Here is a 15201-nt window from a genome sequence, read left to right as displayed (position 1 = left end):
GTCGCAGCCTGTCCGTTCGCCAGCCTATTTCGCCGGAGCCGCCCCGTCCACTTCGTCCTCGGGCAGGTAGAGCTGCTCGCCCTTCTCGCGATAGACCTTGCTCATCTCCTCCATCCCCTCGCGCGCCTGCTCGGCTTCCTCGGGGCTGGTCTCGCGCGCGATGTTCTCCGCCGCCAGATAGCTGCCCGAATTCTGCTTCGCCGCGAACTCGCGCACTTCCTGGCTGATCGCCATGCTGCAGAATTTCGGCCCGCACATCGAGCAGAAATGCGCCGTTTTCGCCCCTTCGGCGGGGAGCGTCTGGTCGTGATACTGCTCGGCGGTGTCGGGATCGAGCGACAGGTTGAACTGGTCGCGCCAGCGGAAGTCGAAGCGGGCTTTGCTCAGCGCGTCGTCGCGGACCTGCGCGGCGGGGTGGCCCTTGGCGAGATCGGCGGCGTGGGCGGCGAGCTTGTAGGTGACCACGCCCACCTTCACGTCGTCGCGGTCGGGCAGGCCGAGGTGTTCTTTCGGCGTGACGTAGCAGAGCATCGCGGTGCCGTACCAGCCGATCTGCGCCGCGCCGATGCCGCTGGTGATGTGGTCGTAGCCGGGCGCGATATCGGTGACGAGTGGGCCGAGGGTGTAGAACGGCGCCTCGCCGCAGGCCTCGAGCTGCTTGGCCATGTTCTCCTTGATCTTGTGCATCGGGACATGGCCCGGGCCCTCGATCATCACCTGGACGTCCTGCGCCCAGGCGCGCTTGGTCAGCTCGCCCAGCGTGTAGAGCTCCGCGAACTGCGCCTCGTCATTGGCATCGGCGATGGAGCCGGGGCGCAGGCCGTCGCCCAGCGAATAGGCGATATCGTAGGCCTTGCAGATCTCGGTGATCTCGTCGAACCGCTCGTAGAGGAAGCTCTCCTTGTGGTGGCTGAGGCACCATTTCGCCATGATCGAGCCGCCGCGGCTGACGATGCCGGTGACGCGCTTGGCGGTCATCGGGACATAGGGCAGCCGGACGCCGGCGTGGATGGTGAAATAGTCGACGCCCTGTTCCGCCTGCTCGATCAGCGTGTCGCGGAAGATCTCCCAGGTGAGATCCTCGGCGACGCCGCCAACCTTCTCGAGCGCCTGGTAGATCGGCACGGTGCCGATGGGCACGGGGGAGTTGCGGATGATCCATTCGCGGGTGTCGTGGATGTTGCGGCCGGTGGAAAGGTCCATCACCGTGTCGGCACCCCAGCGGATCGACCAGACCATCTTGTCGACCTCGTTGGCGACATCGCTGGCGACCGCGGAATTGCCGATATTGGCGTTGATCTTGACGAGGAAGTTGCGCCCGATCGCCATCGGCTCGCACTCGGGGTGGTTGACGTTGGAGGGGATGATCGCCCGCCCGCGCGCGACTTCGCTGCGGACGAATTCGGGGGTGACGTAGTCGGGGATCTCGGCGCCCCAGTCCTCGCCGTCGCGGGTGTATTCGGCGAGCCGCTCGCGGCCCAGGTTCTCGCGCTCGGCGACGTACTCCATCTCGGGGGTGATGATGCCGCGGCGGGCGTAGTGCATCTGGCTGATGTTGCCGCCGGATTTGGCGCGCAAGGGGCGGCGCAGCGCGGTGGGGAACGGGGGCACGCCGCCGCTGCGATCCGGGCCGAGCTGGCCGTTGTCCTCGGGGCGGACCTCGCGGGGCGCGTATTCCTCGACATCGCCGCGCGCCAGCTGCCAGTCGCGGCGCAGGGGCGCGAGGCCCGCCTGGATGTCGATACTGGTCGCCGGATCGGTGTAGGGGCCGCTGGTGTCGTAGACGCGCACCGGCGCCTCGCCGCCCGCAAGGTCGATCTCGCGCATCGCCACACCGAGCGGCCCGACATGGACCTTGCGGCTGCCGCGGATCGGGCCGGTGGTAACGGTTACCGGCTCGCCGGAGGGGCTGATCTCGTGGGGGGAATTGATGTCGGCCATACGCTGTCTCTCCTCGGGCGGGAGAGAGTTTTCCGGCGACACGCGAAGCGCCAAGGCCGGCCCTCCCTCCGCCCGTGCTAACGGGTTCAGGTTCGACGGGTCGGGCAGCGTGACCTGCCCCTCTCAGCCAACACTGGCTCCCCGGGGATGCGGGTACCTACCGCATTTGCGGGCAGCGCGAAAGGGCGGTGTGGATTGAGGTAACTCCTCCGTTTGCGCTGGCCAGCCTCGCTCCGACGCGGCATTCACGCTCGCGGGACAAGCGAGAGGAGCGACGATTGAGCTGGGCGAAGGAACTGGAAGAACTGCGCCACCGCGAGGCGCTGGCCGAGGAAATGGGCGGAGCCGACAAGCTCGCCCGCCAGCACGCGCGGGGCAAGATGGATGCGCGTGGGCGGCTCGCGGCGCTGGTCGATCCGGGCTCGTTCCGCGAGATCGGCAAGATCGCGGGCAAGGCCAGCTATGACGAGGATGGCGCGCTGACCGGCGTGCTGCCCGCGCCCTTCCTGTTCGGCAAGGCCGAGATCAACGGCCGCCCGGTGGTCGCCACGGCGGACGATTTCACCATTCGCGGCGGCGCGGCGGATGCCGGGATCAGCCGCAAGATGGTCCAGGCGGAGCGGATGGCACACGAGCTGCGGCTGCCGCTGATCCGGATGATCGACGGCACCGGCGGCGGCGGCTCGGTCAAGACGCTCGAGCAGATCGGCGCGACCTATATCCCCGCAGTGCCCGGCTGGGGCGATGTCGTGACCAATCTCGAGACCGTGCCTGTGGTGGCGCTGGCGCTGGGCCCGACCGCGGGGCTGGGCGCAGCGCGGGTGGTCGCGAGCCATTATTCGGTGATGGTCAAGGGCCTCTCGCAGATCTTCGCCGCCGGGCCCGCGGTGGTCGACGGCCTGGGCGAGAGCTACAAGGGTTCGCAGGACCACGCGCAAGCCAAGGAGGAGCTGGGCGGGAGCGGCATCCACACCCGCAATGGCGTGGTCGACGACGAGGTCGCCAGCGAGGCCGAGGCCTTCGCCCGCGCCCGTCATTTCCTCTCCTTCATGCCCGAACATGTCGGCCAGCTGGCGCGCCGCACCGCCTGCGACGACCCCGTGGACCGCCGCGAGGAGGCGCTGCTCGAACTCGTCCCGCGCGAGGACAAACAGGTCTATTCGATGCGCCGCTGTCTCGACATGGTGGTCGACAAGGGCACGCTGTTCGAGATCGGACGCAATTGGGGACGCGCGGCGATCACCGCGCTGGCGCGGCTCGACGGCTGGCCGGTGGCGGTGCTGGCCAGCGATCCGTCGTTCCTCGGCGGTTCGTGGGATGCCAAGACCAGCGAGAAGGTCGAGCGCTTCGTGGCGCTGGCCGACCGGTTCCGGCTGCCGATCGTCCATCTGGTCGACAATCCGGGCTTCATGATCGGGCGCGAGGCGGAACTGGCGGGGACGATCCGTTATGGCGTGCAGGCGATGAACGCGGTCTATCGCGCGCGCGTGCCGCTGGCCTGCGTGGTGCTGCGCCGCGCCTATGGCATCGCCGGGAGCGCGATGAGCAATGCCGAGCGCTTCCAGTACCGCTATTGCTGGCCGAGCGGCGACTGGGGCTCGCTGCCGATCGCGGGCGGGCTCGAGGTGGCCTACAAGTCCGAGCTCGAGGCGGCGGCGGACCCGGCGGCGGAGCTGGCGGAAATCCGTGCGCGGCTGGACCGGGTCACCAGCCCCTTCCGCAGCGCCGAGCGCTTCAACGTCGAGGACATCATCGACCCGCGCGACACGCGGCCGCTGCTGTGCGAGTTCGCCGGTCTGGCTTGGCGACGGCTGGCCGGCGAGTAACTGGCACGCCCCGTCATCTCTTAGACTAAATCTCTTCAGGCTCCGGCGGGCCGAACAGCGAGCCGCGTTCGGAGAACAGCACGAAGGCCAGGCTCAGCAACGCGGTAACCAGCAGCGCCAGCGCCAGCGGGCGCGCGGTGCCATCGTAGGAATAGCCGATATAGGCGCCCAGCGCGGCGCCGCCGGTCATCCGCAGGAAGCCCTGCGCCGAGCTGGCCGCGCCCGCGATATGGCGGAACGGCTGGAGCGCGATCGAACCGAAATTGGCGCCGATGAAGCCGAGCATGCTCATGTTGGCCGCCATCAGCGGGACGAATGTCCAAAGCGTTTCGTTGGGCTGGCTGGCGAACCACAGTTGCGCCGCCGCCACGAAGATGAAAACGAACAGCGCCCAATGGCTGACCCGCCGAGCGCCGTAGCGTTCGACGATCCGGCTGTTGAGCCAGTTGGCGATCGCCATGCACCCCGCACAGATCGCGAAGATCATCGGAAAGGCGTCGCCTGCCCCGAAGGCCTCACCGATCAGCTGCTGACTGGAATTGATGAATCCGAACAAGCCGCCGAACACCAGCGCGCTGCCCAGCGTGTAGCCGACCGTGGTGCGCAGGGTCACCGCGCTCTTCATGTTGCGCATTATTTGCGGGATGTAGATCGGCTGGCGATCCTCCTGATGGAGGGTTTCGGGCAGCCGCGTAAAGACCCAGACCGACATGACCACTCCGGCCAAAGCCATGGTCACAAAGATCCAGCGCCAGTCGCCGGTCAAGAGCAGCACGCCTTGCCCGATCGAGGGTGCGATCGCGGGGACCAGCAGGAAGATGACAAAGATCAGGCTCATCATCCGCGCCATCTTGTCCCCGCCCACCCGGTCGCGGATGATCGCGGGCGGGAGCGCGATGATGCTGGCAGCGAAGAAGCCCTGCGCAGCGCGGAGGACCACCAGAGCATCGAAACTGGTCGCCAGCGCGCAAGCCAGCGACAGCCCGATATAGGCCGTCAGTCCGACGAACAGCACCGGACGGCGCCCGAAGCGGTCGGCAAACGCGCCGGGGACCAGCGTGCCGATCCCGGCCGCGAGCAGATAGACCCCGACCACGAATTGACGATCATTGCCCGCAGCGCCGAGAGTTCCCGCCAGATTGTCCAGCGCTGGCAAAATTGCGTCGATACCAAAGGCGTTGAGCGCCATCAGCATAGCCATCATCCAGATCAGCTCGCGTTCGCCGATCGGCTTGCGGGTCGCGGTTTCGGCAGGAAGGCGGGCCTGTTCGGTCGAACCATGAAGCTCGCCGCCGGCTGAAATTTCGTTTCGCATGTGCACAATATGCAAATTGGAACGAACGGTTCCGATTTGCAACCCGGTGGCCTATCTTTGGCCCGTCATGAGGCAAGAAGATCACAGCAGCAACGACGCCGGGGAAAGCGAAGGGGCCGAGGCTGAGGGGCTGCGCAAGATCATCCATGTCGACATGGATGCCTTCTTCGCCAGCGTCGAGCAGCGCGACCATCCCGAGCTACGAGGGAAGCCGGTGGCGGTGGGCGGATCGAGCGGGCGCGGGGTGGTCGCGGCGGCGAGCTACGAGGCGCGGCGCTTCGGGGTGAAGAGCGCGATGCCCTCGGTCACCGCCAGGCGGCTGTGCCCCGACCTGATCTTCTGCAAGAGCCGCTTCGAGGTCTATCGCGAGGTCAGCCAGCAGATCCGCGCGGTGTTCCGCCACCACACCGATCTGGTCGAACCGCTGAGCCTCGACGAGGCCTATCTCGATGTCACCAGTGACCGGCTGGGCATCGGATCGGCGACCCGCATCGCCGAACTGATCCGTCAGGAAATCCGCGCCAAGACGCAGCTTACCGCCAGCGCCGGGGTCAGCTACAACAAGTTTCTCGCCAAGATCGCCAGCGACCAGAACAAGCCCGACGGCCTGTGCGTGATCCGCCCCGGCGAGGGCGCGCAGTTCGTCGCGCAATTGCCGGTGCGGCGGTTCCACGGGGTCGGACCCAAGGGCGCGGAAAAGATGGCGCGGCTGGGGATCGCCACCGGTGCGGATCTGGCGGAAAAGGACATCGCCTGGCTGCGCGCGCATTTCGGCAGCTTCGCCGATTATCTTTATCGCGCGGCGCGGGGCATCGACCTGCGCCCGGTGCGTTCGACCCGGATCCGCAAATCGGTCGGCGGCGAGCGGACTTTCGGCTCGGACATCTCGAGCGGCCCGGCGCTGCGCGAGACGCTGGAGGATATCATCGGAATCGTCTGGACCAGCATCACCCGCGCCGAGGCGCGCGGCCGGACGGTGACGCTCAAGCTCAAATACACCGATTTCCAGATCATGAGCCGCGCGAAATCGCTGCCGCGCGCGATCGCCGACAAGCAGGAATTCGCAGGGCTGGCGCGCGCGCTGCTCGACGAGGTGCTGCCGCTGCCGATGCCGATCCGGCTGATGGGGCTCACCCTGTCGAAGCTGGAGCACGACGGCGCGGACGAGCCGCCTCGCCCCGATGCGCAACTGTCGCTGCTCTAGCAGGGGGCTCTAGCAGGGGGCTCTAGCAGGGGCTCTGGCCGCCGCCGTTCGCCGGGTCGCGCCACAACGCCAGCCGTGCCCTGGTGCGCGGGCTGAGCGGTTCGGGCAGCGAATGGGTGGGGAAGAAGCGTGCCTCGACCACTTCGCGGCGGTCGGGTCGCGGCTCGTCGGAGGTCAGGCAGCTGACGACATGGGCGGTGTGCGGCGATCCGGAGACCTGTTCTTCGAACGAGCCCACCAGTTTCGCGCCTTCGGCCAGGCAATCGGTTTCCTCGCGCAATTCGCGCACCGCCGCCTGTTCGGGGCTCTCGCCGCGCTTGATCCCGCCGCCGGGGAGGAACCAGCCGCGCGGGCCGTAGCTGTGGCGAACCATCAGCAGTTTGCCCTGCAGGTCGCAGGCGATGACCGTCACCCCTTCGAGCGGGGTGCCGCGCAGCAGCCGCCAGCGATGGCGCAGCTTGTGCGCGACGCGCAGGGCGATGCGGTGGAGTTTCGCGATCATCCTGCGAACACCGTCACCGGCTGGTCCGCAGCGGCAAGCAGGCGAGACACAGGGAGATCGCCCGTCCCCGCCAGGGCAGCCGCCATGACGTCGGATTTGTCCGCGCCTCGAATGACGAAGACGACCTCGTCGCTGTTGAGCAGCGCGGTGATGGTCAGGCTGATCCGGTCGTAGGGCGCCTCGGGAGGGAGCGGGTCGGGGGTGAGTTGCACCACGCTGCGCGGATCGTCGGCGCGCGGATCGGTGTTGGGGAACAGCGAGGCCACATGCCCGTCCGCGCCCATCCCCAGCCAGGCGAAGGCGAACGGCGGGACCTGTTCCATCACGCTCAGCGTGACCACATCGGCGCCGACGGGTTCGAACAGGCGCCGCAGCTTGCCGGTGTTGCTCGCTTCGTGGTCCTCGGGGACCACGCGGTCGTCGTTGGGCCACACCACCAGCCGCTCCCACGGCAGGTCCTCCGTCAGCAACAGCTCGATGATCGGGAACGGGGTCGAGCCGCCCGGGACGGTGATTGCCACCGGCCCCTCGGACGCACCGAAGGCCCGCCGCAGCTTTGCGGCGAGCCAGTCGGCGATCGCGCTGTCACGCGCTCCATCAATCCGGGCGATGCGGGTTATATCGGCCATCGATGTGCCCCGGTTGCGCGCGCGTTACTTGGCGGTCTGGCCGAGGAACCAGATGCGTTCCTCGCACTGGTCGATCCAGTCGTCGACGATGCCGCTGGTGGCGTTGTCGCCCACCTTCTCGGCCTCGTCCTTTACCTCGCCGAGCCGGTCGTGCAGCTTGCGATTGGCATCGCGCAGCTCCTCGACCATCGCATCGGCGGAAATGGTGACGTCGTCCTGGTCCTTGACCCTTGTGGCGCTGGCGATCGAGCCGATCGAGGTCAGCGTATTCTCGCCATTCTTGCGGACGCGCTCGCCGATATCGTCGACCGTGCCGATCAGCTGCGCGGCCTGTTCGTCGAACAGCAGGTGCAGGTCGCGAAAGCGCGGGCCCGCGACGTGCCAGTGAAAGTTCTTGGTTTTGACGTAGAGCGCGAACGTGTCCGCGAGCGCGCCGTTGAGCGCCTCGACGAGGCCGGTTTTGGCGTTGTTTCCGAGTTTCGACATAGTGCCTCCTGTTTTCGCCGCGTTTCCAGCGGCGGCGTGTGTCTCCGAAATAGAACGGGACAGCGACCGCTTGGTTTCATGCAGCGCTCCGGTTGCTGAAATCGCTTCCCTCGATCATCAGATGATCCCGCGGACGCTCAGGCCGATCACCAGCGCGATGATCAGCGTGACGCTGCCGAGCGCGATGCGAATCCCGCGCAGGGGCAGCTTGCGTTCGAGCGCATGCCCCAGCACCCAGCCCATCGCCAGCGCCGCAGCCCCACCCAGCGCTCCGCCCAGCGCGGTCATCTGCGGCGAGGAAGTCGCGGCGGCGATCGCGAAGATGCAGAAGCGCGCGCCATCGCCGAACTGGCGCGAGAGCAGGACGATCGCCAGCGCCGCGAGCGAGCGGGTCGGTTCGCGCGCGGGCGCCAGCCTGATCGGCCAGAACAGTTCGAAGGCGGCGGCCGCCAGCGCGAAGGCGACCAGCATGGTCTCCGCCGAATCCGAGATCATCGTCTCGACCCGCCAGCCCGCCCAGGCCATCGCCGCCGCGCTCAGCGTGGCGCAGGCCAGCCCCGTCGCCAGCACCAGCGGCGAGCCGCCGAAATGCCCGCTCAGCCGCGCGACGATCAGCTGGTCGCGCGCGCCGATCCCGGCGAGGAAAGCGGCGACCATGGCGAAGATCAGCGATGCGGTCATGGTTGCCCGGGTTGCGTGGTCGGCATGAAAGCTCCTGTCTGGCGGTGCGCGGTGCCATGCGATAGCACCCGCGTCGACGAAAGCTAATCACAGGGAGAGTGACGGATGAAATTGACGCAAGGCATGGCGGCGGTGGTGACCGGGGGCGCATCGGGTCTGGGCAGAGCGAGCGCGAGCGCGCTGGCCGAAGCGGGGCTCAAGGTGGCGATCTTCGACGTCAACCGCGAGGCGGGCGAGGAGCACGCGCACGCGATCGGCGGCACTTTCCACCATGTCGACATCACCGACGAGGATTCGGTCGTCGCCGGCTTTGCGGCGGCGCGCGAAGCGCATGGCCAGGAGCGGGTGACAGTGCATTGCGCCATGGCGAGCCGCCGCGGCAAGACGCTGGGCTGGGACAAGGAAAGCGGCGGCTACAAGCGGCTCTCGACCGAGGATTACGCTTTCGGGGCGCAAGGCATCCTCGTTTCCTCCTATCGCATCGCCAGCCTCTCGGCGCTGGGGATGGCCAATGCCGATCCGCTGAACGAGGATGGCGAGCGCGGCTGCATCACGCTGACCGCGAGCGTCGCGGCTCAGGACGGGCAGATCGGCCAGGTAATCTACGGCAGCTGCAAGGCCGGGGTGAACGGGCTGGTGCTGCCGATGGCGCGCGACCTGATGGATATGGGAATCCGCGTGAACTCGGTCATGCCGGGCATCTTCGCGACCCCGCTGATGCTGGGGATGAAGGACCGCAACCCGCAGATGTGGGACCAGCTCAACGCCAGCGTGCCTTTCCCCAAACGGCTCGGCCACCCGGAGGAATTCGCCTCGCTGATCCTCGAGATCGCGCGCAACTCCTATCTCAACGCGCATCAGTTCCGGCTCGACGGGGCGATCCGCATGCCGCCGCGCTAAGCCAGCGCGGTTCCGAAGCACGAGGGATATTGACGGGGCCGCACCATCGCGGCACAGGCGGCTCCAAGCGGGTATGATGTAATGGTAGCCTGCCAGCTTCCCATGCTGGACGCGCGAGTTCGATTCTCGCTACCCGCTCCACTCCCTTTTTCCAGACGGACCCGTGCAGCCGCCGGTTGCAAATGTAACCGCTTGCGTTCGGACCCCTCGCTCGCCTAGGCCGTTGGTCAGAAAAGAGAGGTATTTCATGCGCACCATCGATCACGTCATCGCCGGGGGCACTGGCGGCCTTACCGGTACCGGCCGCAACCACCAGATCTGGAACCCGTCGACCGGCGAAGTCCAGGCCGAGGTCGCGCTTGGCGACGCCGCGCTGCTCGAGCGCGCCATCCAGGCCGCAAAAAAGGTCCAGCCGGGCTGGGCCGCGACCAATCCGCAGCGTCGCGCACGGGTCATGTTCACCTACAAGCAGCTGATCGAGGAGAACATGCAGGAGCTCGCCGAGCTGCTCTCCTCCGAGCACGGCAAGGTGGTCGACGATGCCAAGGGCGACGTCCAGCGCGGGCTCGAGGTGATCGAATACGCCTGCGGCATCCCGCAGGTCCTCAAGGGCGAGTACACGCAAGGTGCCGGCCCGGGGATCGACGTCTATTCGATGCGCCAGCCGATCGGCATCGGCGCTGGCATCACCCCGTTCAACTTCCCCGCGATGATCCCGATGTGGATGTTCGGGATGGCGATCGCGGCGGGCAACGCCTTCATCCTCAAGCCATCCGAGCGCGATCCCAGCGTGCCCGTGCGGCTCGCCGAACTGTTCCTCGAGGCCGGCGCGCCCGAGGGGCTGCTGCAGGTGGTCCATGGCGACAAGGAGATGGTCGACGCCATTCTCGACCATCCCGATATCGCGGGTGTCAGCTTCGTCGGCAGTTCCGACATTGCGCAATACGTCTCCAAGCGCGGCGCCGCTGCGGGCAAGCGCGTCCAGGCGATGGGCGGCGCCAAGAACCATGGCGTGGTCATGCCCGACGCCGATCTCGACATGGTGGTCAACGACCTGGTCGGCGCCGCCTTCGGCTCGGCCGGCGAGCGCTGCATGGCGCTCCCCGTGGTGGTCCCGGTCGGCGAGGACACCGCCAACGCCTTGCGCGAAAAGCTCATCCCCGCGATCAACGCGCTGCGGATCGGCGTTTCGAACGACCCCGACGCGCATTACGGCCCGGTTGTGACTCCCGAACACAAGGCGCGCATCGAGGGCTGGATCGACACCGCCGAAAAGGAAGGCGCCGAGGTCGTGATCGATGGCCGCGGCTACACGCTGCAGGGCCACGAGAAAGGCTTCTTCGTCGGCCCGACGCTGCTCGACCGCGTCACGCCCCAGATGGAAAGTTATCAGGAAGAGATCTTCGGCCCGGTGCTGCAGATCGTGCGCGCCAAGGATTTCGAGGAAGCGGTCCGGCTCCCCAGCGAGCACCAATACGGCAATGGCGTCGCGATCTTCACCCGCAACGGCCACGCGGCGCGCGAATTCGCCAGCCGGGTGAATGTCGGCATGGTGGGGATCAACGTGCCGATCCCGGTGCCGGTCGCCTATCACAGCTTCGGCGGCTGGAAGCGCTCGGGCTTCGGCGATATCGATCAGTACGGCACCGAGGGCCTGCGGTTCTGGACCAAGTCCAAGAAGGTCACCCAGCGCTGGCCCGATGGTGGCGGCGACGGCTCGAACGCCTTCGTCATCCCGACGATGGGGTAAGCGCGATGCGGATCGCCCTTGCCGCCACGCTCGCGCTGACGCTCGCGGCCTGTTCGCAGGAGGCCGAGGCACCGGTCGAGAGCGAGGCCGAACCGGCAGCGGTTCACTCGCCGGCGGCGCCCGAGCGCGAGGCCGAGACCGCGCAGGTGCTCGACGCCATCCCGGCGCGCTTCCGCGGCACCTGGGATGCGCTGGATGGCGATTGCGCGCCCTCCTCCGACCTCCGGATCGAGATCGGTGCCACCACGCTGGGCTTCTACGAAGCGCGCGGCGAGGTGACCGACATCATGACCGATGGCTCGGACGCGATCATCGCCAGCCTGGCGATGGAAGGCGAAGGCGAGCGCTGGACGATGACCCGCCGCTTCGCGCTGGACGGCGCCGACCGCCTGACACCCAGCCCGGTGGGCGAGGAGGCGGATTTCGAACCCATGACCCTGAAACGATGCGATATTTGATATGAGCTTTACCAAACTCGCCTTTGCCGGATCGCTTGCCGCCCTGACGGCGGGCTGCATGACCACGCCTGCCACGGACGCACCCGTCGACCGCGCGCCCGGTGAAGGCGGAAGCTGCTCCACTGCGGGCACCGAAGGATTCATCGGCCAGCGCGCCACGACGACAATCGGCACTCAAATCCGGCAGCGCACCGGCGCATCGGTCTTCCAATGGGTCCCGCCCGAAACCGCGGTGACGATGGATTATCGCCAGGACCGGGTCCGGGTGAGCTACGACCGGGCGATGGCGATCACCTCGATCGCCTGCGGCTGAGCATGACCGACCGCCGGATCAAGTCACATTCCACGCTGGAAATCGCCGCCGCTGCGGTGCTAGGGGCCACGCCATGACAGGACAATTCCAGCTTACCGACGACCAGCTCGCGATCCAGGAGATGGCGCGCCGCTTCACCGCCGACAACATCACCCCGCACGCCTCGCAATGGGACGAGGACCACCACTTCCCGCGCGATGTGATCAAACGCACTGCCGAGCTTGGTTTCGGGGCGATTTACGTCTCGGAAGAATCCGGCGGGATCGGGCTCGGGCGGCTCGAGGCGGCGCTGATCATGGAAGCGATGGCCTATGGCTGCCCCACCACCAGCGCGTTCATCTCGATCCACAACATGGCCAGCTGGATGATCGACCGTTTCGGCGGGGACGAGATCAAGGAACGCTACCTTCCCGAGCTGGTCAACATGGACAAGATGGCGAGCTATGCGCTGACCGAGCCGGGTAGCGGGTCGGACGCCTCGGCGCTCAAGACCAGCGCCCGGCTGGATGGCGACCACTACGTCCTCAACGGCACCAAGCAATTCATCTCGGGCGCGGGTTACAACGACGTCTATGTCACCATGGTCCGCACCAGCGAGGACAAGACCAAGGGCGTCACCTGCCTGGTGATCGACAAGGATACGCCCGGCGTCTCCTTCGGCAAGCCCGAGAAGAAGCTGGGCTGGAACGCCAGCCCGACCGCGCAGGTCATCTTCGAGGATGCCCGCGTGCCCGTCGCCAACCGCGTCGGCGCCGAGGGCGAAGGCTTCCGCTTCGCGATGATGGGGTTGGACGGCGGAAGGCTCAACATCGGCGCCTGCTCGCTTGGCGGGGCGCAGCGCTGTCTCGACGAAGCGGTCGCCTACACCAAGGAGCGCCAGCAGTTCGGTCAGCCGATCGCCGATTTCCAGAACACTCAATTCATGCTGGCTGACATGGCGACCGAGCTCGAGGCGGCGCGCGCGCTGCTCTATCTCGCGGCAGCCAAGGTCAATGACGATGCCCCAGACAAGAGCCGGTTTTCCGCGATGGCCAAACGGCTCGCGACCGACAGCGGCTCCAACGTGGTCAACGATGCGCTGCAATTGTTCGGCGGCTATGGCTATCTCAAGGATTACCCGATCGAACGCTTCTGGCGCGACCTCAGGGTGCATTCGATCCTCGAAGGCACCAATCAGGTCATGCGGATGATCGTGGGCCGGGATTTGCTGCGCCAGTAATAAGCGCGCGATGCCGGAAAACACTGCAACGGAGAGAAAATTGACCGACAACGTCAACATCCATTCGCACGGGCGCGTCGGGCACATCTCGCTCGACCGGCCCAAGGCGCTCCACGCGCTGACCCTCGACATGTGCCACGCGATGAGCGCGGCGCTGAGCGGCTGGGCGGGTGACGAGGCGATCGAGGCGGTGGTGCTCGACCATTCCGAAGGGCGTGGGTTCTGCGCCGGGGGCGATATCGGGATGCTGCGCAATTCGGCCCTCAACGATGGCGGCGCATCGGGGCGCAAGTTCTTCCACGACGAATACCAGCTCAACCATCAGCTGTTCGCCTATGACAAGCCCATCGTGGCATTCATGGACGGCATCACCATGGGCGGCGGCGTGGGCATCGCCTTGCCCTGCAAATACCGCGTCGCGACCGAGAACACCCGCTTCGCCATGCCCGAGACCGGGATCGGCCTGTTCCCCGATGTCGGCGGCGGCTGGCACCTGTCGCGGCTGCAGGGGCGGCTGGGCCAGTTCCTCGCGCTGACCGGCGCGCGGCTCGATGGCGCGGAATGCCTGTGGGCCGGGATCGCGACGCACTATCTCCCCAGCGAAAAGCTGGCCGAGGCCAAGGCGCGGATCATCGAGCACCCCGACCGGATCGGCGGAATTCTTTCCGACCTCGCCGAAACCCCGCCCAAGGCCCGGATCGAGGGCAATCTGGAGCGGATCAACCGCCATTTCGCCTCCGACCGCTACGAGGATATCCTCGCCAGCCTCGATGCCGAGGCCGGGAATGATGACGGCGAATGGGCCGCCAAGGAACTCGCCACGCTGCGCACCAAGAGCCCGCAGACCTGCAAGGTTGCGCTGCGCCAGCTGGCCGAGGCCAAGGACTTCACCGATTTCGCCGACAATATGCGCCAGGAATACCGTATCGCCAGCCGGGTGATCGTCCGCCCCGATTTCGCCGAGGGCGTGCGCGCAGTGATCGTCGACAAGACCGGCGATCCGCAATGGAACCCGGCGACGCCCGAAGGCGTGAGCGAGGAGTTGCTCGACGCCATCTTCGCTCCGCTTCCCGCCGATGAGGAATGGAAACCCCTATGAGCTACAAAACCATCACCGTCGAACAGCATGACAAGGTCACGCTGATCACGCTCAACCGTCCGCAGGCGCTCAACGCCTTGAATTCGCAGGTGCTCGCGGATCTGATCGCCGCCTTCGCCGCCTATCAGGCCGACGACAGCCAGCTGTGCGCGGTGCTCACCGGGTCGGGCGACAAGGCCTTTGCCGCGGGCGCCGATATCAAGGAAATGAGCGAGAAGCAGGCGGCGGATTTCTATCTCGACGATTTCTTCGCCCCCTGGACCAGCGAGATCGTGAAGAAGACCCGCAAGCCGTGGATCGCCGCGGTCAACGGCTTCGCACTGGGCGGCGGCTGCGAGCTGGCGATGATGGCCGATTTCATCATCGCCAGCGAGAAGGCGAAATTCGGCCAGCCGGAGATCAAGCTGGGCGTCGCGCCGGGTATGGGCGGCTCGCAGCGGCTGGCCCGCGCGGTGGGCAAGTCCAAGGCGATGGAAATGTGCCTGACCGGCCGGATGATGGATGCCGAAGAAGCCGAGCGCGCCAATCTGGTGGTCCGCGTGGTGCCGCACGAGACGCTGCTCGACGAGGCACTCAAGACCGCCAAGACGATCGCATCGATGCCGCCGATGGCCGCGATCGCCAACAAGGAAATGGTCAACGCCGCCTTCGAGAGCACGCTCGACCAGGGGCTGGTGATGGAACGCCGCATCTTCCAGATCCTCGCCGCGAGCGAAGACAAGGTCGAGGGCATGGCAGCCTTTGTGGAGAAGCGCGAAGGGCAGTGGAAGGGGCGCTAGGATCTGCTGCCCCGCCACGGATTGCCGCGCGATCTGGCGATCGCTCGCAATGACGAGGGCTTTGGGCTAACCCTCACCCTCCGCTGGCAAATCACCGCA

General features: G+C 66.9%; 15 protein-coding genes, 1 tRNA gene and 1 riboswitch. Of the genes, 10 read left to right on the top strand and 6 right to left on the bottom strand.

Annotation, left to right across the window (positions count from 1 at the left end):
* Positions 1-24: 24 nt before the first annotated feature.
* A complete protein-coding gene (gene thiC / locus ACWIKC_RS02835; protein ID WP_454598617.1) occupies positions 25-1941 on the bottom strand; it encodes a phosphomethylpyrimidine synthase ThiC in 1917 nt (638 codons plus the stop codon).
* 46 nt (positions 1942-1987) lie between these two features.
* Positions 1988-2095: riboswitch (TPP riboswitch) on the bottom strand.
* 124 nt (positions 2096-2219) lie between these two features.
* On the opposite strand from thiC, the gene ACWIKC_RS02830 reads away from it, so the two are divergent.
* Entirely contained in the window at positions 2220-3767 is a 1548-nt protein-coding gene (locus ACWIKC_RS02830) for an acyl-CoA carboxylase subunit beta (protein WP_454598616.1), read from the top strand.
* Between the two features lie 25 nt (positions 3768-3792).
* On the opposite strand, the gene ACWIKC_RS02825 is transcribed toward ACWIKC_RS02830, so the two are convergent.
* A complete protein-coding gene (locus ACWIKC_RS02825; RefSeq protein ID WP_454598615.1) occupies positions 3793-5082 on the bottom strand; it encodes a multidrug effflux MFS transporter in 1290 nt (429 codons plus the stop codon).
* A gap of 67 nt (positions 5083-5149) precedes the next feature.
* Here ACWIKC_RS02825 and dinB point away from each other — a divergent pair, with 67 nt between their 5' ends.
* Positions 5150-6286: a DNA polymerase IV gene (dinB, locus tag ACWIKC_RS02820; protein ID WP_454598614.1), complete on the top strand. Its 1137-nt coding sequence runs from the start codon at positions 5150-5152 to the stop codon at positions 6284-6286.
* Positions 6287-6308: 22 nt separating this feature from the next.
* Here the strand turns inward: dinB and ACWIKC_RS02815 are convergent, their stop codons facing one another.
* The 4 genes from ACWIKC_RS02815 to ACWIKC_RS02800 all read right to left on the bottom strand — a co-directional run bounded on the left by ACWIKC_RS02815 (position 6309) and on the right by ACWIKC_RS02800 (position 8584).
* On the bottom strand, positions 6309-6788 hold the full coding sequence (locus tag ACWIKC_RS02815; protein ID WP_454598613.1) for an NUDIX domain-containing protein: 480 nt from the start codon (positions 6786-6788) through the stop codon (positions 6309-6311).
* Entirely contained in the window at positions 6785-7417 is a 633-nt protein-coding gene (locus ACWIKC_RS02810) for a 6-phosphogluconolactonase (protein ID WP_454598612.1), read from the bottom strand. Before ACWIKC_RS02810 ends, ACWIKC_RS02815 begins: the two co-directional genes overlap by 4 nt.
* A gap of 24 nt (positions 7418-7441) precedes the next feature.
* Positions 7442-7903, bottom strand: a complete 462-nt coding sequence (locus ACWIKC_RS02805; protein ID WP_454598611.1) for a Dps family protein — start codon at positions 7901-7903, stop codon at positions 7442-7444.
* 117 nt (positions 7904-8020) lie between these two features.
* Positions 8021-8584 (bottom strand): TMEM165/GDT1 family protein, encoded by a 564-nt coding sequence (locus tag ACWIKC_RS02800; RefSeq protein WP_454598610.1) that lies wholly within the window; start codon positions 8582-8584, stop codon positions 8021-8023.
* A gap of 105 nt (positions 8585-8689) precedes the next feature.
* Between ACWIKC_RS02800 and ACWIKC_RS02795 the strand changes: the two genes are divergently transcribed.
* From ACWIKC_RS02795 to ACWIKC_RS02760, 8 genes are all read left to right on the top strand, one after another.
* Complete coding sequence (locus ACWIKC_RS02795) at positions 8690-9484, top strand: SDR family oxidoreductase (protein WP_454598609.1); 795 nt, start codon at positions 8690-8692, stop codon at positions 9482-9484.
* A gap of 67 nt (positions 9485-9551) precedes the next feature.
* Positions 9552-9625 (top strand) — tRNA-Gly (locus ACWIKC_RS02790).
* A 106-nt stretch (positions 9626-9731) separates the two neighbouring features.
* Positions 9732-11234 carry a CoA-acylating methylmalonate-semialdehyde dehydrogenase gene (locus ACWIKC_RS02785; protein WP_454598608.1) on the top strand — a complete coding sequence of 501 codons (1503 nt, stop codon included), beginning with the start codon at positions 9732-9734 and terminating at the stop codon, positions 11232-11234.
* A gap of 5 nt (positions 11235-11239) precedes the next feature.
* The gene (locus ACWIKC_RS02780; protein ID WP_454598607.1) at positions 11240-11692 is read left to right on the top strand and encodes a hypothetical protein; all 453 of its coding nucleotides are present in this window, start codon (positions 11240-11242) and stop codon (positions 11690-11692) included.
* 1 nt (position 11693) lies between these two features.
* Positions 11694-12005: an I78 family peptidase inhibitor gene (locus ACWIKC_RS02775; protein WP_454598606.1), complete on the top strand. Its 312-nt coding sequence runs from the start codon at positions 11694-11696 to the stop codon at positions 12003-12005.
* 73 nt (positions 12006-12078) lie between these two features.
* The gene (locus tag ACWIKC_RS02770; protein WP_454598605.1) at positions 12079-13224 is read left to right on the top strand and encodes an acyl-CoA dehydrogenase family protein; all 1146 of its coding nucleotides are present in this window, start codon (positions 12079-12081) and stop codon (positions 13222-13224) included.
* Positions 13225-13264: 40 nt separating this feature from the next.
* Positions 13265-14323, top strand: a complete 1059-nt coding sequence (locus ACWIKC_RS02765; protein ID WP_454598604.1) for an enoyl-CoA hydratase/isomerase family protein — start codon at positions 13265-13267, stop codon at positions 14321-14323.
* Positions 14320-15102, top strand: coding sequence for an enoyl-CoA hydratase-related protein (locus ACWIKC_RS02760; protein WP_454598603.1), 783 nt, complete (start codon positions 14320-14322; stop codon positions 15100-15102). The genes ACWIKC_RS02765 and ACWIKC_RS02760 overlap by 4 nt, the downstream gene beginning before the upstream one ends.
* Positions 15103-15201 lie beyond the last annotated feature (99 nt).

This window comes from Qipengyuania sp. SM2507, from assembly GCF_053714505.1.
The sequence above is the reverse complement of the archived record's forward strand: the minus strand, read 5'-3'. Positions and strand labels throughout refer to the sequence as shown.

Bases quoted from the DNA above. Each gene is read 5' to 3' on its own strand.
- ACWIKC_RS02805 (WP_454598611.1), bottom strand. From the start codon at position 7,903: ATGTCGAAACTCGGAAACAACGCCAAAACCGGCCTCGTCGAGGCGCTC.
- thiC (WP_454598617.1), bottom strand. From the start codon at position 1,941: ATGGCCGACATCAATTCCCCCCACGAGATCAGCCCCTCCGGCGAGCCG.
- ACWIKC_RS02800 (WP_454598610.1), bottom strand. From the start codon at position 8,584: ATGACCGCATCGCTGATCTTCGCCATGGTCGCCGCTTTCCTCGCCGGG.
- dinB (WP_454598614.1), top strand. From the start codon at position 5,150: ATGAGGCAAGAAGATCACAGCAGCAACGACGCCGGGGAAAGCGAAGGG.
- ACWIKC_RS02785 (WP_454598608.1), top strand. From the start codon at position 9,732: ATGCGCACCATCGATCACGTCATCGCCGGGGGCACTGGCGGCCTTACC.
- ACWIKC_RS02780 (WP_454598607.1), top strand. From the start codon at position 11,240: ATGCGGATCGCCCTTGCCGCCACGCTCGCGCTGACGCTCGCGGCCTGT.
- ACWIKC_RS02795 (WP_454598609.1), top strand. From the start codon at position 8,690: ATGAAATTGACGCAAGGCATGGCGGCGGTGGTGACCGGGGGCGCATCG.
- ACWIKC_RS02815 (WP_454598613.1), bottom strand. From the start codon at position 6,788: ATGATCGCGAAACTCCACCGCATCGCCCTGCGCGTCGCGCACAAGCTG.
- ACWIKC_RS02810 (WP_454598612.1), bottom strand. From the start codon at position 7,417: ATGGCCGATATAACCCGCATCGCCCGGATTGATGGAGCGCGTGACAGC.
- ACWIKC_RS02775 (WP_454598606.1), top strand. From the start codon at position 11,694: ATGAGCTTTACCAAACTCGCCTTTGCCGGATCGCTTGCCGCCCTGACG.
- ACWIKC_RS02770 (WP_454598605.1), top strand. From the start codon at position 12,079: ATGACAGGACAATTCCAGCTTACCGACGACCAGCTCGCGATCCAGGAG.
- ACWIKC_RS02825 (WP_454598615.1), bottom strand. From the start codon at position 5,082: ATGCGAAACGAAATTTCAGCCGGCGGCGAGCTTCATGGTTCGACCGAA.
- ACWIKC_RS02760 (WP_454598603.1), top strand. From the start codon at position 14,320: ATGAGCTACAAAACCATCACCGTCGAACAGCATGACAAGGTCACGCTG.